This window comes from Accumulibacter sp., from assembly GCF_023806625.1.
Lineage (GTDB): Bacteria > Pseudomonadota > Gammaproteobacteria > Burkholderiales > Rhodocyclaceae > Accumulibacter.
In genome coordinates this window covers 95,136-113,654 of record NZ_JAMTDX010000027.1, presented here as the reverse complement: position 1 = coordinate 113,654, position 18,519 = coordinate 95,136, and the positions used below count along the sequence as shown (strand labels likewise).

17 protein-coding genes, 1 tRNA gene and 1 pseudogene are annotated in these 18,519 nt (G+C 63.5%); 13 read left to right on the top strand and 6 right to left on the bottom strand.

Annotation, left to right across the window (positions count from 1 at the left end; genetic code table 11):
• Nucleotides 1–51: 51 nt before the first annotated feature.
• From NFW05_RS05885 to NFW05_RS05840, 10 genes are all read left to right on the top strand, one after another.
• Nucleotides 52–1,350 carry a hypothetical protein gene (locus tag NFW05_RS05885; RefSeq protein WP_295303539.1) on the top strand — a complete coding sequence of 433 codons (1,299 nt, stop codon included), beginning with the start codon at nt 52–54 and terminating at the stop codon, nt 1,348–1,350.
• The gene (locus NFW05_RS05880; protein WP_295303536.1) at nt 1,343–4,129 is read left to right on the top strand and encodes a DNA methyltransferase; all 2,787 of its coding nucleotides are present in this window, start codon (nt 1,343–1,345) and stop codon (nt 4,127–4,129) included. The genes NFW05_RS05885 and NFW05_RS05880 overlap by 8 nt, the downstream gene beginning before the upstream one ends.
• A complete protein-coding gene (locus NFW05_RS05875) occupies nt 4,126–5,160 on the top strand; it encodes an ATP/GTP-binding protein (protein WP_295303533.1) in 1,035 nt (344 codons plus the stop codon). Before NFW05_RS05880 ends, NFW05_RS05875 begins: the two co-directional genes overlap by 4 nt.
• A complete protein-coding gene (locus tag NFW05_RS05870; protein WP_295303530.1) occupies nt 5,157–5,666 on the top strand; it encodes a hypothetical protein in 510 nt (169 codons plus the stop codon). Before NFW05_RS05875 ends, NFW05_RS05870 begins: the two co-directional genes overlap by 4 nt.
• Entirely contained in the window at nt 5,663–8,500 is a 2,838-nt protein-coding gene (locus NFW05_RS05865) for a helicase-related protein (RefSeq protein ID WP_295303527.1), read from the top strand. Before NFW05_RS05870 ends, NFW05_RS05865 begins: the two co-directional genes overlap by 4 nt.
• Nucleotides 8,497–10,491 (top strand): BREX-3 system phosphatase PglZ, encoded by a 1,995-nt coding sequence (gene pglZ / locus NFW05_RS05860; RefSeq protein WP_295303524.1) that lies wholly within the window; start codon nt 8,497–8,499, stop codon nt 10,489–10,491. Before NFW05_RS05865 ends, pglZ begins: the two co-directional genes overlap by 4 nt.
• 5 nt (nt 10,492–10,496) lie before the next feature.
• On the top strand, nt 10,497–11,222 hold the full coding sequence (locus NFW05_RS05855) for a hypothetical protein (protein WP_295303521.1): 726 nt from the start codon (nt 10,497–10,499) through the stop codon (nt 11,220–11,222).
• A 160-nt stretch (nt 11,223–11,382) separates the two neighbouring features.
• Entirely contained in the window at nt 11,383–11,628 is a 246-nt protein-coding gene (locus NFW05_RS05850) for a hypothetical protein (protein ID WP_287463501.1), read from the top strand.
• Nucleotides 11,625–12,059 (top strand): DUF5681 domain-containing protein, encoded by a 435-nt coding sequence (locus NFW05_RS05845; RefSeq protein ID WP_295303518.1) that lies wholly within the window; start codon nt 11,625–11,627, stop codon nt 12,057–12,059. Before NFW05_RS05850 ends, NFW05_RS05845 begins: the two co-directional genes overlap by 4 nt.
• Complete coding sequence (locus NFW05_RS05840) at nt 12,056–12,421, top strand: hypothetical protein (RefSeq protein WP_295303700.1); 366 nt, start codon at nt 12,056–12,058, stop codon at nt 12,419–12,421. The genes NFW05_RS05845 and NFW05_RS05840 overlap by 4 nt, the downstream gene beginning before the upstream one ends.
• A gap of 76 nt (nt 12,422–12,497) precedes the next feature.
• Here the strand turns inward: NFW05_RS05840 and NFW05_RS05835 are convergent.
• Both NFW05_RS05835 and NFW05_RS05830 read right to left on the bottom strand, forming a co-directional pair.
• A pseudogene (locus tag NFW05_RS05835) lies at nt 12,498–12,921 on the bottom strand (IS1634 family transposase); the annotation flags it as partial.
• Between the two features lie 261 nt (nt 12,922–13,182).
• A tRNA-Asn gene (locus tag NFW05_RS05830) sits at nt 13,183–13,258 on the bottom strand.
• A gap of 409 nt (nt 13,259–13,667) precedes the next feature.
• Between NFW05_RS05830 and aroG the strand changes: the two genes are divergently transcribed.
• The gene (gene aroG / locus NFW05_RS05825; protein ID WP_295303515.1) at nt 13,668–14,747 is read left to right on the top strand and encodes a 3-deoxy-7-phosphoheptulonate synthase AroG; all 1,080 of its coding nucleotides are present in this window, start codon (nt 13,668–13,670) and stop codon (nt 14,745–14,747) included.
• Between the two features lie 99 nt (nt 14,748–14,846).
• Here the strand turns inward: aroG and rpmG are convergent, their stop codons facing one another.
• The 3 genes from rpmG to radC form a co-directional block, all read right to left on the bottom strand.
• Complete coding sequence (rpmG, locus tag NFW05_RS05820; RefSeq protein WP_015767232.1) at nt 14,847–15,002, bottom strand: 50S ribosomal protein L33; 156 nt, start codon at nt 15,000–15,002, stop codon at nt 14,847–14,849.
• Between the two features lie 14 nt (nt 15,003–15,016).
• On the bottom strand, nt 15,017–15,250 hold the full coding sequence (gene rpmB, locus NFW05_RS05815) for a 50S ribosomal protein L28 (RefSeq protein ID WP_295303510.1): 234 nt from the start codon (nt 15,248–15,250) through the stop codon (nt 15,017–15,019).
• Between the two features lie 142 nt (nt 15,251–15,392).
• Nucleotides 15,393–16,070, bottom strand: coding sequence for a DNA repair protein RadC (gene radC / locus NFW05_RS05810; protein WP_295303507.1), 678 nt, complete (start codon nt 16,068–16,070; stop codon nt 15,393–15,395).
• Between the two features lie 249 nt (nt 16,071–16,319).
• On the opposite strand from radC, the gene coaBC reads away from it, so the two are divergent.
• Nucleotides 16,320–17,516: a bifunctional phosphopantothenoylcysteine decarboxylase/phosphopantothenate--cysteine ligase CoaBC gene (gene coaBC / locus NFW05_RS05805; protein ID WP_295303504.1), complete on the top strand. Its 1,197-nt coding sequence runs from the start codon at nt 16,320–16,322 to the stop codon at nt 17,514–17,516.
• A gap of 5 nt (nt 17,517–17,521) precedes the next feature.
• Nucleotides 17,522–17,974 carry a dUTP diphosphatase gene (dut, locus tag NFW05_RS05800; protein WP_295303692.1) on the top strand — a complete coding sequence of 151 codons (453 nt, stop codon included), beginning with the start codon at nt 17,522–17,524 and terminating at the stop codon, nt 17,972–17,974.
• Between the two features lie 32 nt (nt 17,975–18,006).
• Here dut and NFW05_RS05795 read toward each other — a convergent pair whose 3' ends face one another.
• The gene (locus NFW05_RS05795; protein ID WP_295303502.1) at nt 18,007–18,513 is read right to left on the bottom strand and encodes a disulfide bond formation protein B; all 507 of its coding nucleotides are present in this window, start codon (nt 18,511–18,513) and stop codon (nt 18,007–18,009) included.
• Nucleotides 18,514–18,519 lie beyond the last annotated feature (6 nt).

Genomic DNA, 18,519 nt, shown 5'->3' with positions numbered 1-18,519 from the left:
GATTCGATGGCAAGAGCAAGCGGCTTCGTCGTACTCCTCACGAAAGATCGGATGGACGCATTCCTGGGGTGTGTCGCTGAGGAGCGTGCATTTGCCGAACCTGTCGCCGACTTTCAACACAGCCGAACAGCACCTTTGGTCTGTTTTGTCATCGGCGCGGGAAAGTTGACGCACATTGGGCTGGGGCGTCGCGGCGTGCGTGCTGGCACGGGCCTGAGCCGGCTGAACATCGACAAAGCGGAAGAACTGTCGGAGCCAATATCAGTGAGGAAGCTGCTCAACCGCTTGCCGAAGCGTAGCGCAGCATCCATCCGCAAGCGGTTCCGGTCGGGCGGTTTGTTGACCGAGAAAGGTTTTTTCGCCGTCGTCGAAACCATCCGCCAGCTTGCGCCCCAAGCCAGCTCCCTGCTGGATCGGTTCAGTGAAACCAGAACCGACCGCATCCGGCGATGGCCCGACAAGGCAAGGGAGAACCTGGCACAGCAGAAAGAAGCGGTGCTGACAGCACTGTCGATTGCCGGACTCAGTCGCGACCCTGTTCAGCAATGGGCACCATCGAACGAAACGCCGGTGTCCTTTCTGGATGGCTTGCCCAGCGTTCGTCTGCGTGAAGACCCGATGGTGGTCAACGACCTGCAAAACCTGCCGGGCTTTGATGTCATCAAGACCTACCCCTATGGCGCGGCGGTATTCGAGTCCGAGGAAACGTCGGAACGCCTCACCGTCATCCTTGCCAACCGCCTTCCGCTCGAAGAGCAAACCGGCACCGATCTCATCTACTTCAACGAAACCTACCAGAGCTTTGTCATGGTTCAGTACAAGGCAATGGAGCGTGAAGACAGACGTGATGAGCCAGCCGAAGCCGTCTATCGGTTGCCCGATGCGCAGTTGAAGAAAGAAATCGACCGCATGGATGCCGTGCTTGGCGTGTTGAAGGCATGCGCGCCCAACACCGACATTGGTGGCTACCGGCTGACTGAAAACCCGTTCTTCCTCAAGCTCTGCCCCCGGCTCGTGTTCAACCCGGACGACGTGAGTCTGGTGCCCGGTATGTACCTGCCGCTGGATTACTGGAAGTTGCTGGAGAACGACCCCGGCATCAAAGGGCCGAGAGGTGGCCTGCGGATCACCTACGAAAACGCAAAGCGTCATTTCGACAACACCTCATTTACCACCGTGGTGTCCAAGGCTTGGGTTGGTACGACGCCCAACCAGTCGCAGGTGCTTCAGGATGTCATCCGGGCAACCTTGGAAACGGGCAAGGCAGTCGCCATTGCCATCAAACCGAAGAAGCCCGCCGAACCCCGAGCGGATGATGAAGAAACAGAAGAGGAAGCTCTCGATGTCTGACATGTTTTCCGCGAGCGCAGCCTCGTCCACCACCGGCCCCGTCGAATGCCTCGGCCAGACCTTCGCCAGCGACGACGCACGGCGTGCGCATTTCCTCGCGCTGCTGGCCGAGAAGCTACAAGACCCGGCCTTCCGCCAGCAGGAAGGTTTTCCGCAAGGCACGATTGAGGCCATCCTCGCCATGTCCGATCCACCGTACTACACCGCCTGCCCGAACCCGTGGCTGGCGGAGTTTGTGGCGCACTACGGCAAGCCCTACGACCCGGCGGTGAAATACAGCCGCGAGCCGCTGGCGATTGATGTCAGCGTGGGCAAGACCGATGCCATCTACAAGGCGCACAGCTACCACACCAAGGTGCCGCACCTGGCCATCGTGCCGTCCATCCTGCACTACACCCAGCCGGGCGACGTGGTGCTGGACGGCTTTGCCGGTTCGGGCATGACCGGCGTGGCGGCGCAGTGGTGCGGCACGGCACCAAACAGCTACCGGTTCGAGCTGGAACAGGCGTGGAAGAAAGAAGGCCGCGCCGCGCCCCAGTGGGGCGCACGCCGCGCGGTGCTGAACGACCTGTCGCCCGCCGCCACCTTCATCGGCGCGAACTACAACATTCCCTTCGATGTGGATGCCTTCGCCCAGGCGGGCAAACAACTGCTCAAGGCCGTGGAGCAGGACATCGGCTGGATGTACGAAACGCTGCACAGCGATGGCAAGACGATTGCTCGAATTGACTACACGGTATGGAGCGAAGTTCTGGCGTGCCCGTCGTGTGCGGGCGAAATCGTGTTCACCGATGCGGCGCTGGATGAGGAAACGAAGGAAATCGCAGATGTGCTGACGTGCCCCCATTGCGGTGCGCAGGCCAAGAAAGAGCAGATGGATCTGCAATTCGAGACGTTCATTGATCCGGCGACCGGGCAGCCCGATAAGCGTCCGAAGCGCGTGCCTGCTTTGATTTCTTACAAGGTTGGCAAGACGGCATATACCAAAAAGCCGGATAAGGCTGATCTGGATAGAGTGGCTAAGATCGCAGCACTACCACTGCCGCCAGACGTGCCCACGGATCGCTTTCCAGACAGCCAGATGTCTAGGGTTGGTCGCATGAAAACGACCAATACCGCGGCCATCCATTATCTATTTCTCCCGCGCGCGGCGCAGGCGATGGCGTTGCTTTGGAGAAAGGCAAAGTCCCACCCAGAGCCTCGGACAAGGAACATGCTCTTATTTCTCGTAGAGCAGGCGATATGGGGGATGTCTGTCCTAAATCGGTATAAGACCCTAATGCACGGGCGAACTGAGAGTTCCAATGTGAACCAGTATCTGTCCGGCGTTTACTATGTTCCGTCGCATACGTCTGAGGTTTCTCCTTGGTACAACCTTTCAAACAGACTTGGACGCTTGGCTAAAGTCTTCGCGACATACAAAACAACCAATAACTTCAGCGTCATTACTTGCGGAACGGCAGCGCGACTCCCGTCACCAGATGAGTCGGTTGATTACATCTTCACCGATCCGCCATTCGGTGAAAATATCTATTACGCAGACCTGAACTTCTTGGTTGAGTCGTGGCATGGCGTCAAGACCGATCCAAAACCTGAAGCAATCATTGATCGTGTTCGACAAAAGGGAGTCCCTGAGTATCAGCACCTGATGTATAGCTGCTTCGCGGAGTATTTCCGCGTGCTCAAGCCGGGTCGTTGGATGACGGTGGTGTTCTCCAACAGCAAGGCGGCGGTGTGGAACGCCATTCAAGTGGCCTTGCAGCAGACCGGCTTCGTGGTTGCCGAAGTCACGGCGCTGGACAAGGTGCAAGGCAGCTTCCAGCAGGTGATGTCGCCCAACACCGTCAAGCAGGATTTGGTCATCTCCGTTTACAAGCCCAACGGCGGGCTGGAAGAACGTTTTACAAAGAGTGGTGCGACGGTCGAATCGGCGTGGGACTTCGTGCAGACGCACTTGCGGCAACTGTCCGTCACCAAGGTCAAGAACGGCGAACTGGAGTTCATCATCGAGCGCGACCCGCGCCGCATCTATGACCGCATGGTCGCGTGGTTCGTGCGTCATGATTCGCCCGTGCCGCTCTCGAACGACGAGTTCCAGATCAGCATCCGCAGCCGCTTCCCCGACCGCGACGGCATGGTCTTCCTTCCGGAGCAAGTCACCGAATACGACAAGAAGCGCGCGCAGACCGCGCAAGCGCCGCAGATGGAATTGTTCGTCTCCGACGAGCGCAGCGCCATCGACTGGGCGGCGGACTACCTGAAGGCGCGGCCTTCCACCTATCAGGACATCCACCCGGAGTTCATCAAGCAACTGGGCGCGGGCTGGAAGAAGCACGAAACCCGCCCGGAACTCTCGGCGCTGCTGGAAGCCAACTTCCTGCGCTTCGAGGGCGCCGGGGAAGTGCCCAGCCAGATTCACCGCTACCTCTCCACCAACTACCACGACCTGCGCGGGCTGGAGAAAAACGACCCGCGCCTCGTCGCCAAAGCGCAAGACCGCTGGTATGTGCCCGACCCGAACAAGGCGCAGGACTTGGAGAAGAAGCGCGAGAAGGCGCTGCTGAAGGAGTTCGATGTCTACGTCGGTGCGACAGGTCGCAAGCTCAAGGAGTTCCGGCTGGAGGTGCTGCGTGCGGGGTTCAAGGTCGCGTGGGGCCGCAAGGACTACACGACCATCATCAAGGTAGCCCAGAAGATTCCCGAAGACGCGTTGCAGGAAGACGAGAAACTGCTTCTGTGGTACGACCAGGCGCTGACAAGAGCGGAGAGCGGAACATGAGCAAAATCAATCATATCAAGCTGGAGAACTTCACGGCATTCGCCAAGCTGGACCAGGCGCTATCGCCAGGCGTCAATGTCGTCATTGGTGCCAACGGTACGGGCAAGACCCATCTGCTCAAGGTCCTCTATGCTGCAACGGCGATAACCACCGGCGAGGATCAAGAAAAGGGTTTTGCCCGCAAGTTGCTAGGCGTCTTTAACCCCTATCAGGCACGTATGACGCGTTTGATACGCCGTCAACAGGGTTTGCCCGCTGCCGAGATTACGGTCACGCGAGATGATGGCGCCAAGCTCAAGGCGGTCATTGATAACCAGAAAGCAGACGTCAAGGATGTGCGCGTCACGGGAGAAACGAAATGGCAGGGAGCCGGGCTTGAATCCGCCTACATTCCGGTCAAGGAGATGCTTGCCCACGCTCCCGGTTTTCTGGCTACGGCATCGAAACGGGAGATTGCTTTCGAAGATGTCTATGTCGACATCATCAAGAAGGCATTCCTTCCTACTCTAAAAGGCCCAATCGCAGCAAACCGTCAACAGCTGCTGACGACCATTCAAAAGGCCATAGAGGGCAAGGTGGTGGCCAAAGGCGAGTACTTCTTTCTGCGAAACAGCCAGGGCGAATTGGAGTTCACCCTGCTCGCCGAGGGGATGCGCAAGCTGGCCCTGGTCTGGTTGCTGATCCAGAACGGAACGCTGCTGTCTGGCTCAGTCCTCTTTTGGGACGAGCCGGAGGCCAACCTGAACCCTTCGCTCATGGGCGAGGTAGTCGAAATCATTCTGGCCCTGCATCGGCTTGGGGTGCAGGTTTTCCTGACCACCCACAATTACGTGCTGCTCAAGGAGTTCGATCTGCGCCAGAGAAAGGGCGACGCCATCCGCTACATCTCGCTCTATCGGGATGAACAGAAGGCGGTCGTGGCCAACGCCAGCGACAGCTACACCGGCATTGATCCCAATGCAATCGCCGGGACATTCAGTGATCTGTACGACCGTGAACTGAAGCGTAGCCTCGGAGGGTTGGTCGAATGAATGTGCTCTCTGAGAGAGATTTGCAGATTACGCTGCCCGCAGGCGTAACAGGCCGCAAGTTCGATGACGGATCGACCCACGGCCTGAGCCATTGCATGAAGGCTGTGGATTTCATTGTTGAATTGGATGACCGGATTCTGTTCATCGAATTCAAAGATCCCGATGATCCGGCTGCCGCACCTGAGAGACAGCAGCTCTTCATGGAGGAATATCGCAGTGGCGTCTTGGATAACAAGCTCAAAGCAAAGTATCGCGACTCGTTTCTCTATGAGTTTGGATCCGGTCGTGTTTCCAAGCCGATCTACTACCTCGTACTGATTGGTGCGGGTGTTTTGACGGAAGCGGAGTTATTGGCCAGGACGGACGCACTAAGGCGGCAAATCCCTGTTCTGGGTCCTGGTGACAAACCATGGAAAAGGCCGTTTGTAGCGGGCTGTGCAGTCATGAATATCGAGGCGTGGAACAAGGCGTTGCCCCAGTATCCCGTCAACCGACTCAGCGCATGAGTTATTTGGTCATTGGTGCGTGGTGCTGGCACACACGACTGGCATCACCCTGCCGGATAGTCGATCGTCAGGACGTATGGGGCGAGGAGATCTACCGCGTCTGGCTGCCGGCCAAGGATGCGGTCGTGCGAGCCCGCTCGAACGAACTGAGCGCGCTGGAGAGCGTCCAGCCATCGGTCAATCACATCCTTCATACCGCGGCCGCGGCCAAGCTGCTCGACGCGCTGGAGGACAACCTGCTCCTCGCGCCGATTCAGTCTTCGGTCGTTCCCCTGCCGCACCAGCTCTACGCGCTCAACCGCGCGATGAGCCAGCACCGGATCCGCTACCTGCTGGCCGACGAAGTGGGTCTGGGCAAGACGATCGAGGCCGGGCTGATCCTGCGCGAACTGAAGCTGCGCGGAATGGCACGTCGCATCCTGGTGGTGGCGCCTAAGGGCCTGGTACGTCAGTGGCAGGCCGAGATGCGCTTGCACTTCGGCGAGAAGCTGCAGCACATCGACCCGGCCGAGTTGGCCGCCTTCCGGCAGTGGCGCAATGACGAGGAAAACCTCTGGCGGCTGCACGATCAGGTGATTTGCTCGCTGGACTCGGTCAAGCCGATCGAGGGGCGGCGGGGATGGAGCCTGGAGCAACTCAACAACTACAACCGCGAGCGCTTCGAAGACCTGGTCTCGGCGTCGTGGGACCTGGTCATCATTGACGAGTCTCACCGCATGGGCGGCAGCACCGATCAGGTGGCCCGGTACAAGCTGGGGGCTGCACTGGCAGAAGCGGCACCGTACCTGTTGCTGCTGTCTGCGACGCCGCACCAGGGGAAAACGGACCAGTTCCTGCGTCTGATGCAGCTGGTCGACCGGGACTCGTTCCCCGACGAAGGCAGCGTCACGCAGGACCGGGTGCGGCCCTTTGTCATCCGCACCGAGAAGCGCGTCGCGATTGACGCGGAGGGCCGGCCGCTCTTCAAGCCTCGTGTGACACGGCTGCACGCGGTCGCCTGGCAGGACCGCCATGGAGCGCAACAGCGCCTGTACGAGGCCGTCACCGACTACGTGCGCCACGGGTACAACCAGGCGCTCGCGGCCAAGCAGCGCCACATCGGGTTCTTGATGATCCTGATGCAGCGACTGGTGACCTCGAGCACGGCGGCGATCCGCACGACGCTGGAGAAGCGGCAGGCACTGCTCGACTCCCCGCAGCCGCAGGCCAACCTTTTTGATGCCGCGGAGATAGACGAATGGGCCGAGTTGGATGGGCAGAGTCAGGTGGACATCGCTGTTCAGGCAGCCGGGTGGGCACAGGAGAAGGCGGAAGTCGACCTGCTGCTGAACCTGGCGCGCGAAACCGAAGCACAAGGCACCGATGCCAAGGCCGAGGCCCTGCTGGAGCTGATCTACAAGCTGCAGCAGGAGGAGAACGACCCGGCGCTCAAGGTGCTGGTCTTCACCGAGTTCGTGCCGACACAGGCGATGCTGGCGGGCTTCCTCGAAAGCCGGGGTTTCTCGATTGCGCTGCTCAATGGCGGCATGGATCTCGATGCCCGCGCCAAGGCGCAGCAGGCGTTCGCTGGCGACAAGCGGGTACTGATCTCCACCGACGCCGGGGGCGAGGGCCTGAACCTGCAGTTCTGTCACGTCATCGTCAACTTCGACATGCCGTGGAACCCGATGCGGCTGGAGCAGCGCATCGGGCGCGTGGACCGGATCGGCCAGCAGCACGTGGTCCGGGCCATCAACTTCGTGCTCGAAGACACCGTCGAGCACCGCGTCCGCCAGGTGCTCGAAGAGAAGCTCGCGGTCATCGCCGAGGAGTTCGGGGTCGACAAGGCCTCCGACGTGATGGACTCGGTGGAAGCGGAGCCGATCTTCGACGAGCTGTTCGTGCACGGACTTCAGGACCCGGCATCCATCGAGAAGGAGTGCGACGCGGCGATCAACCAGGTGCGCGACAAGCTAGCGGAAGCGCGCAAGAACAGCGGCTTGCTCGCCGACACTCACGCCCTGGAGCCGGACGACGCCCGCAAGTGGCGCGACCACCCGGCGCAGTTCTGGCTGGAGCGCGCGATCACGACCGGTTTGCCGGCCCGGGGTGGCGCGGCAGTCAAGAGCGGTGAGGCTTGGCGCGTGCGGTGGGCGGATGGCAGCGAGTCGCCCAGGGTGTGCTTCGACGCGCGCACGGCCGAGCAGAACCCGGAGTTGGAATGGGTGACGCTGGAAGATCCCCGCGCGCGGGCTGTCATCAGTGAACTGCCCCGATGGGTGGCCGGGCAACCGCTGCCGTGCGTCAAGGTGAGTGGGCTACCGGACGGAATTGCGGGCGTGTGGTCCTTGTGGGAGATCAGCCTGTCGGCGCCGGGGTTCAGCCGCAAGCGCTTTCTGCCGGTGTTCGCCACGGACGACGGGCGCACCTTTGTGCCGACCGCCAAGCGCATCTGGGATCTGCTGCTCACCGAGGCCATCGACATCCACGGCAAGAGCACCACCACGGAATCGGCCGCGTGGTTCGACACCTCGACAACGGCGGCCAGGGCCCAGGGAGAGCGCCTGTTCTCCAGTCTGCTGGAGGAACATCGTGCTCGGCTGAAGGACGAGCGCGAGCGTGCCCGCTACGCGTACGACGCGCGATACCAGGCGATCGGCCGGATCGGGTTGCCGCAGGTGCGCGAGCATCGGCGCAAGCGCCTGGATGCCGAACATCAGGCGCGAATGGCCGCGTTGGACGATGCCGAGGCCAGCGTGCCGGACCTCAACGCGGTGCTGATGCTCAGGATCGGGCCGGAGGCGGGCAAGGCGGGGCTGGCCAATGGCTTCGCAGCCGAGGGCCATCGCGCATGAGTGCGTGGATCGACCGCATCCTGAAGGAGTTCACGGCGGACCTCGCCCGACTGTGGATCGCCGCTGACCCGGACAACGTGCTGCTGGACGAGCGCGTCCTGTCGGGGCTGCGCGAGCGCGGCTTTGAACTGCTGCCCTTCGAAGACTCGGTCGTGTTCCGCGCTGAGTACGAGGAGCGTTACAGAGCCGCGTGGGATCTCGGTCAAGACGGACCGTCAAAGGCGCTGATCCTGCATCTGCGCGGCACCAGCGTCAGCGATCTGCCGTGGGACTACCTGAGTCGGGCGCGGCGGGTCAGCGTGAGTCTGGCCAATCTGTTTCCGAAGCTCAGCTACACGGTCGTTCGGCAGATCGGGCCGGAGCATCACGAGGCGCTCTATGCCGCGCAGGCTCGGCACGCAGCGCAGTCCCTTGGGGAGTCGGCGACCAAAGAGTTCATCCTGACCCACATCTTCAGGATCAGTCCCCACCTGATCTCGCGCCCCGAGGATCTCTGGCGAGAGCTGCTGCGTTTGCATTACCGGGAGGAGGCGCTCCCGTCAATGCTGGGCGATCACGTTGCACAGGTGCTTGGCGACATCCCGGCATTCAAAGCCTTGCCCCTGAGCGAGCTGTTCTGCTCAAAGGCGACGCTGTTGCGGGTAGTTCAGGATGCCTGGTACCGGTATCTGTCGGATCGGGGCGTTGATGGCACGCGCGCCGGGGAACCGCCGGCTCCTGAGTTTGCCGGGAAGGTGGAGCTGCCCTTCGAGCACCCGGACGTGCGTGTGATCGTCGATTCCATGTTCCTGGATGGTCTGCTGCATCCGTTGGCCGTCCGGGGCGCGCTGCCGACGATTCCGGAATGGGCCAAAGTCGGCATCATTCAAGATCCGCTGGCACTGCGGAACTTGGTGGAGGATGGCATCAAGAGTCTCCATCAGACGCTGCCCACCGTCACGTCGTCGTTCCGCGACTGGACCAGCACGGCGCGGAAATTTGGCGAGGTGCTGGCCCGCTTCCATGCGCTGGATTCGGTCCGTGCCGAGGGCCTGCGGGCCGCCATCGTCGACCTGCAGACCTCGGCCGATGAAAGCCTACGGCAGTGGACTGGCAAGCACTACGCCGATCTGCCGTCGCTGCCCGTGGCGAAAGGACCGATCATGGTCCACCACATCCCGCGCTTCCTCTCCATGCGGCGCGGCGCCGGTGAAGACAAGATCGCATTGCTCGTGTTCGATGGGTTGGCGATCGATCAGTGGGTGCAGATTCGAGAGGCCCTGGCCAAGCGTGCGCCGAAGATCGCTTTCGATGAAGCGGCGTGCTTTGCCTGGTTGCCGACGCTGACATCGGTTTCTCGACAAGCGATTTTCTCGGGGCTCAAGCCGCGGGAATTTGCGGACACGATCGAGTCGACCGCACCCGAGCCGAATCAGTGGGCGCGGTTCTGGCAAGACCAGGGGCTGCGGGCGAACGAGGTCCTGTACCGCAAGGGCATCAAGCGCAATGACCAGTTGGATGATCTGGACGCTGCGTTGAGCAACTCCGTGCTGAAGGTGGCGGGGATCGTGGTCGATACGGTCGACGAGATCGTGCACGGCGCGGCGCTTGGGAAGCGCGGAATCGCTGCTCAGATCGAGAGCTGGTGTGAGACGGGCTTCGTCGAGCGCCTGCTTGACCGGCTAACCAGCAAAGGCTTTCACGTCTACCTGACTGCCGACCACGGCAACGTCGAGGCAGTAGGACAGGGGCGCCCCAAGCAGGGCGTGGCTGCAGAGATGCGTGGCGAGCGCGTGCGGACGTACCGCAGCGAAGCGCTGGCGGCGGAGTCGGCCGCGTCGAACCCCAATAGCTACCGCCTGGAAATCGCTGGGCTGCCCGCGAACTTCTTGACCCTGTTCGCCGGCCAACGAACTGCCTTCATGCCGCATGGCGAGCAGGCGGTCGTGCATGGCGGCATCTCGATCGAAGAGCTGATGGTGCCGTTCGTCAAAGTGAGCAATGTGAGCTGAATCGCATGATCGCGAAAGCCCCTCAGATTGGCTTCGACCGGTTCATCCGGATCGACTGGGTGGCGGCCGCAGTCGGGGTGCGCGCGGAGAAGGGCAGCCTGGAAGAGCTCAGTGCGCAGCTGAAGGCCGCAGGTCTGGGCAAGGAAGCGCTGGCCAAGACCCAAACGAAGCTGAATGCGCTCGTGCTGGAACCCAGGGCTGACCTCGTTGACTTCATCGGCCGCGGCGTGAGGCTTTTCGCCGGCGCCAAAGCCCCCGCCGACGTCGCCCCATTTGCTTGGGGCGCGGCGCTTGCCGCCTATCCCTACTTCGGTAGGGTCGCCGAGTTCACCGGCCGACTCACATCGATCCAGGGCGATTGCTCGGTTGCCGAAGTTCACCGCCGCATGAGTGAGGTCTATGGCGACCGTGAAGTCACGAAGCGAGCCACGCAGGCTGTGCTCCAGACTCAGGCGAACTGGGGCGCCGTTGCGCGCGTCGAGAAGGGCAAGCGGCTGGTGCGATTGGCGGCCAGGGAGCTGACTGATCAGCGGAGCGTCGCGTGGCTCATCGAGGCGGCGTTGCGTTACCAGGGCAAGGCCATGGCGCTTGCCACGCTGCAATCGACGGCCGTGCTCTATCCGTTTCTGCTCGGTCAGCCGCTCGCCTATCTGATGTCCATCAGCCCGACACTGGAGGTTCGAGCGGAAGGTTCGGGCGACCAGTTCGTTGCCCTGCGGGCTCGATTTTGAGGCGAGGATCGCCCTTGGTGTAAGGACTGCCGAGCGAGGACACACGTTCTGGATGGGGCTTCACTTGACTATAAAGTGATGGTCACGAAAAAGAGTAAAATCGGAGCAAATGGTGACTATCACGAAGCAGAGAGGCCGACCGCTCAAAGGTGACCATCCGATGACCGCCGCCGAGCGTAAGCGCGCGCAGCGCCAACGGGACAGCTGCGCCGCGATCGACGCCATCGGCGATGAGGAGAACGCGCCGCTGCGGGCACTGCTGACGATACTGGGGCGCGTCGAAGCGTCCGAGCCCGCCCGGCATGCGGCGCAACGTGCCTGGTCTGAGATTGGACGGAGGTACGGTTTCGTGAGCGTCACGGAAGAACCGAGCATTGAAGAAACACCGTCGAGGTACAAGGAATGAGCGAGACGACGCCAACTGCAAACCTGCGTCCCGGCTGGAAGCCGGGCCAGTCCGGTAATCCCAAGGGCCGACCCAGAGGAAGCCGGAATCGGGTGACACTGGTCGCTCTGGCGGCGATGGAGGAAGGCGCCGATGCGATCGCCAGAAAGGTGGTGGATCTCGCGAAAGAAGGTGACATCAGCGCCGCACGGCTGGTCATCGAGCGTCTGGTTCCGGTGGCGAAGGAGCGCCCGATCTTCCTGTGTCTGCCCGACACGGGGTCTGCGGAAGGCGTCGCTCAGGCTCAGGCTGCCATCCTGCAGGCCGTTGCTGCCGGCGACCTTCTGCCCGGAGAGGCGGCGACGCTGTCGGGGATCGTCGAGGCGCGGCGCAAGGCGCTGGAGACGCAGGAACTGGAGCAACGCATCTCTGCCCTGGAGGCCAGCAAGTGAGTGCCGCCCTCCAACGTCGCCTGGCACGACTGGAAGACGTGCTGCTGCCCAAGTCACGGCAACCCATCTGCATGCTACGTGAGCCGGCGAGCGCTGCCCCGGCAGAGGAATGGGCGGAATACCGGCGGCAGGTTGACGAAGCGAAAGCGCGCGGTGACTTCCTCATCCTGCTGGTGCCGATGAAGCCGACCGAGAGGCCGCGAACCGAGAACGGTGTGACCTACTGCGGCACGGAACTGGACGCGCTGGCGCTGAAGGCGTCGATGCTGCCTTCCAAACTCGGCAACAAGAGCGCGTTGGACGACGTGATGAAGAGCTTGCCTGGCAACGTGTTCCGGCCGGTGGCGCGCAACGAGGGATAGGCAGTCCCTTTTGCTGCTGGGCGAGTTTGGTCACACCGCGCACCACTTGGCCGTCGGCGGTGGTGGCGGCCTGCTGCTGGACGCGCTTGAGGGCTTCCAGCAGCCGTGCGGGGGACTCCTCGCGGTTGGGGGTTCTTCAGCCGCATGCGCAGCACCCGGTGCAGGATCAGCGCCATGAAGCTGATCAGCGCGTGCGCTCGGATGCGCCGCGGCAGCCGGTGGTACATCGGCCCGATCTCGATATCGCTGTTGAGCGTCCTGAACCCGCGCTCGATGTCAGCCAGGCTCTTGTAGCGGCTGATCACCTCGGCAGCCGGCGCGTCGGTGTTGGTTACCAGCAGCAGCTTGCCGTCCAGCCGCTCCAGGTGACGTTGGCGCTGCTCGTCGATGCTGAAGCTGAAAAGCTCGCTCTCGAGGTCGATCTTGATGAGGTGCGCCAAGTGCGCCTCCTTGACCGCGTGGTACTGCCGGGCCTTGGCGCCTGAGTCTGACAGCGACCGGACCGCAGTGGCGCTCGCGGCCAACGGCGGCGAGACCTACGCCAACACGGTGATGGTGACCGGCGGCGATTGTGGCCAGCGCTCAGGATGGAAAGGCCGTGCTCGTCCTGATGATTCCGATGGCCGAAAGGATGGCGTCAGCGCTCCTACCTGGCGGGCGTTCTGCCAGACCACGAGGGCTGTTTTTTCCTCGGCGTGCTAGCCCGGTGCTAGCCCAGAAAAAAAGCCCGGCCTGTGACGGAGGCTAAGTATCTGATTCTTTGGCTCCCCGACCTGGGCTCGAACCAGGGACCTGCGGATTAACAGTCCGTCGCTCTACCGACTGAGCTATCGAGGAACGCGAGGCTGCGCAGTTTAGTAATTCCACGGCTCTTCGTCAATACTCGGTCAAGGCCCATATTCCGCGATCGACTTTTGCCCGGCCCGATTTCCGCCGCGTGAGGATCTCCAGAGCAGCCTTGTCAGGCAGGCACGACGGCGGGAAGCCAGCCAGAAGGCGAAGCGGTGTGTCAGCACAGCTGACGAGGTTCATGTCGCGGACTTTCCGCCGCTCACAGCAAGAGATCTGCTGGGCATCCTGCCAGCATGACGGAGATCGTTCGAGCGCATTCCCTGTCGTCTGAAGCAAGACCGTCGGACAAGGGTACACGCAGGCTGCGGCCACTGCCGGCGCCGCGCTGCCGGCCGGCATTTCCATTAGAATCTCGCCTCTGGCCGAATCGGGCCGCAACTCCGGAGAGCGGAGCATGTCCTTGCAGAGCAAACCGAACACCGACGACGTACGGATCAGGGAGATCAAGGAACTCGTCCCGCCGGCGCACGTGTTCCGTGAGTTCCCGGTCGGCGTCCGTGCGGCACTGACGACCTACAACACGCGGCAAGCCATTCACCGAATCCTCCACGGTGCCGACGACCGCCTGCTGGTGGTCATCGGGCCCTGTTCGATTCACGACGTGGATTCGGCCGTCGAATACGCGACCAGGCTGCACAAGGAAGCCCGGCGCCTCGAGCAGGACCTGCTGGTCGTGATGCGCGTCTATTTCGAAAAACCCCGCACGACAGTCGGCTGGAAAGGCCTGATCAACGATCCCCGCCTCGACAACAGCTTCCGGATCAACGAAGGTCTGCGCCTCGCCAGGGGTCTGCTGCTCGAAATCAACGACATGGGCCTGCCCTGCGCGACCGAATTCCTCGACACGATCACGCCCCAGTACACCGCCGACCTGATCGCCTGGGGAGCGATCGGCGCCCGGACGACCGAATCGCAGGTGCACCGCGAACTCGCTTCGGGCCTGTCCTGCCCGGTCGGCTTCAAGAACGGGACTGACGGCAACATCCGCATCGCCATCGACGCGATCCGTGCGGCGCAATCGCCGCACCACTTCCTCTCGGTGACCAAGGCCGGACATTCGGCGATCGTGTCAACAGGCGGCAACGAGGACTGTCACGTGATTCTTCGCGGCGGCCGGGAACCGAATTTCGACGCGGCGCACGTCGAATCGGCATGCCGGGAGATTGCCAGCGCCGGTCTGGCCGCCCGCCTGATGATCGATGCCTCGCACGCCAACAGCAACAAGCGTTTCAAGCAACAGATCGCGGTCGTCGAGGACACGGCGGATCAGCTCGCCGCGGGAGAGAAACGGGTCATCGGGATGATGATCGAGTCGCACCTCGCCGAAGGACGGCAGGATCTCGTGCCGGGCCAGCCGCTCGAGTACGGCAAGAGCATCACCGACGCCTGCCTCGGCTGGGAGGATTCAGTGGCTGTCCTGGACACCCTCGCCAGGGGCGTCAGGGCCCGTCGTCTGGTCGAGGCTGCGCAGTAGCCTCACCTCGTGGGAGAGGAAGCCAAGACGCAGAGGGCATGCACGTGCGTCGGAAGCTGCGCCTCGGCGACCCGCGTGGAGTGACGCTGACGAAGACCGTCAGCGGAGCTTGATTTCCTTGTAGATGACGTGCTTGCGAGCTTTGGGATCGTACTTCTTGATCTCCATCTTGCCGGGCATCGTCTTCTTGTTCTTGGTCGTCGTGTAGAAGTGGCCGGTACCGGCGGTCGACTCGAGCTTGATCTTGTCACGCATGGCTGACCCTCCTCTCAGATCTCGCCGCGTGCGCGCAGTTCGGCGAGCACCACATCGATTCCGTTGCGGTCGATCGTGCGCAGCGCAGCGCTGGAAACGCGCAGCCGCACCCAGCGCTTCTCGCTTTCGACCCAGAAGCGGCGCGACTGGAGGTTCGGAAGGAAGCGGCGCTTCGTTCTGTTGTTGGCGTGGGAAACGTTCTTCCCCACCATCGGGCCCTTGCCCGTGACCTGACAAACACGCGCCATGACGGCTACTCCTGTTGCGGCGATGTGAAGCGCGCGATTCTAGCCGATCGAAGCGGGTCGTTTCAAGCGCTTTCGGTCGTCCGATCGCTACCGCACCGGCTGCCGACAGCGCTTTACCCGAGCCGTGCGGTGCCTTCGCCAGTCAGAGCAGCCCGCGCTCGGCGAATGACAGGGGCGGCGACTGCGCTGCGACGATGAAGTGGTCGAGTACGCGGACTTCGACGAGCGCGAGCACCTGCTTGAGTTCGCTGGTCAGCAGTTCGTCGGCCCGGGAGGGTTCGGCGACCCCCGAGGGATGGTTGTGCGCGAGGACGACCGCCGCGGCGTTGTGATGCAGCGCCCTCTTGACCACCTCGCGCGGATAGACGCTGGTCTGCGTGAGACTGCCACGGAAGAGTTCCTCGGCGACGATCAGCCTGTTCTGGGCGTCGAGCCAGAGCGCGAAGAACACTTCGTGCTCCAGCCCCGCGAGGTGGAGACGCAGGTAGTCGCGCACCGACCCCGGCGAGGCGAAGGCGATCCCGCGACGCATCTCTTCGCCGAGGGCACGCCGCGCCATCTCGAGGACCGCCTGCAACTGCGCGTACTTGGCCGGACCGATTCCGTGCACCGCGGCGAGTTCGCTCGCGCTCGCCGAGAGCAGGCGGCTCACGCCGCCAAAGCGGGTGATGAGCTCGCGGCCCAGGTCGACGGCCGTCCTGCCCTTGCTGCCGACACGCAGGAAGATGGCCAGCAACTCGGCGTCCGACAGGGCCGCCGACCCGTGAGCGAGCAGTCTTTCGCGCGGTCGCTCGTCCTCCGGCCAGTCGCTGATCGCCATCGGCAATTCCTCCCGATCGATACCCCACACCCCAGGCCGGCCATTCTAGCGAACTTGCACGCTCGCGTCCGTACAGGCAGAGTGTGCCGCCACACCGCGTCGCCGATGACCACCGAAATCGTCCCGCCCCGACAGCGCGGAGCGGCGGTCTGCGCAGCGCGCCGTCGAGACTGGGCACCACCCGCTGCCCGTGCGCGGTCGGGTAGAATGCGCTCTGGCATTCGCGGATCGGGCGCACGGAGCCTGAAGATGGAACTCGCTGGCAAACGAATCGTCCTCGGCGTGACCGGAGGCATCGCCGCCTACAAGGCTGCCGAGCTCGTCCGCCTGTTGCGCGCAGAAGGGGCGTCGGTGCAGGTGGTGATGAGCGATGCGGCGACGCATTTCGTGACCCCGGTCACCTTCCAGGCGCTCTCGGGAAAGCCCGTGTTCAGCGATCAGTGGGATCCGCGGGTGGCCAGCAACATGGCCCACATCGATCTCTCGCGCGAGGCGCACACGCTGCTCGTCGCCCCCGCCTCGGCGGACTTCCTCGCCAAACTGGCCCACGGACTCGCCGACGACCTGCTCAGCACGCTCGCGCTGGCCCGCGACTGTCCGCTGCTCGTCGCGCCGGCGATGAACCGCCAGATGTGGGAAAACCCGGCGACCCGCCGCAACGTCGCGACGCTGCGTGGCGACGGCGTCGTGATCCTCGGACCGGCGTCGGGCGACCAGGCCTGTGGCGAATCGGGACCGGGACGAATGCTCGAACCCGCGGAGATCGTCGCCGAACTCGTCGCCCACTTCCAGCCGAAGCGGCTCGCCGGCAGGCGCGTGCTGCTCACCGCGGGGCCGACTTTCGAGGCGATCGACCCGGTGCGCGGGATCACCAACCTGTCGTCCGGCAGGATGGGCTACGCGATCGCCCGCGCGGCGCGCGAAGCCGGCGCCGAGGTCACTCTCGTCTCCGGACCGGTCAGCCTCGCCTGCCCGCCCGGAGTCACGCGTGTCCCGGTGACCAGCGCGCTCGAGATGCACGCAGCGGTTCATCGCCATGTCCGCGACGCCGACGTCTTCGTCGCCGTGGCCGCGGTCGCCGATTACCGGCCAGCCCGGCCGCTCACCGAAAAGATCAAGAAGGGTGGGCAAGCGCAGGCGCCGACGATCGACCTCGTGCTCAATCCGGACATCCTCGCCGAGGTCGCGGCACTGCCCGACCCGCCGCTCTGCGTCGGTTTCGCCGCGGAGAGCGAACGGCTCGCCGAGTACGCCGAGAGCAAGCGGCGCAGCAAGAAGATCCCGCTGATCGCCGGCAACCTGATCCAGGACGGCTTCGCCGGGGACAGCAACCGGCTGATCCTCTTCGACGACGAAGGCCAGCATCCGCTGCCACCCGCATCGAAACTGCAGCTCGCCCGGCAGCTCGTCGAACGGATCGGCCAGCTGCTCGAGCGGCGCCGATGAACGCGATGCGTCGCCGAATCGACGTCCGTCTGCTCGACCCGCGTCTGCGCGACAACCCGCCGCAGTACGCCACGCCGGGCTCGGCGGGCCTCGACCTGCGCGCGTGCATCGACGGGCCGCTGCGCCTCGAGCCTGGCGACACGCGACTGGTCCCGACCGGCATCGCCATCCACCTGTCCGACCCCGGACTAGCCGCGCTGATCCTGCCGCGCTCCGGGCTTGGCCACCGGCACGGGATCGTCCTCGGCAACCTCGTCGGTCTGATCGACTCGGACTATCAGGGCGAGATCATCGTCTCGACCTGGAACCGCGGCAGCGAAGCGTTCGTTCTCCAGCCGCTCGACCGCCTCGCGCAGCTGGTCGTCGTCCCCGTCCTCCAGGTTTCGTTCAACGTCGTCGAGGAATTCGCCGCTACCTCGCGCGGCGACTCGGGCTTCGGCAGCACCGGCCACGGCTGAGCCCGGGCGCTCCTGCCGCGCTGGCGAAGCCGTCAGGCTGGACGGCGCGGCACCGGGCGTGCGGCCAGTAGCCACACGGCCGTGGCAAGCAGGAAAAGGAAACTGAAGAATGACCAGTTGGCGATGGTCAGGCCGAGGAACACCCAGTCCTGGCTCGAACAGAATCCCGTGGCCATGAACAGCGCCGGCCAGCGGACGCCGAACCAGTCGACGATCTGCTCGATCCGTGTCGGTTCGCCGAATCCACAGTCGAGCGCCGGATCGGGGAAGAACTGCAGCCAGCTCTGGTAGGCGGCGGTCGCCAGACCACCGGCCGCGACGAGGCCGAGCAGCAGAGCCCACAGCCGTCGCCATCCGGGAAGCAGCGCGCCGGCCAGCGCGAGCACGGTAATCAGCAGGTAGAGCAGGCGCTGGAAGATGCACAACGGGCACGGCTGCACGCGGAACCACTCGCCGATCAGCAACCCGGCCGCGTTCAGCGCGAGCGTGATCACCGCGAGCAGGGCAAAGGCGGCGCGCGCCAGGGACTGCGTCAGCACCGCCGC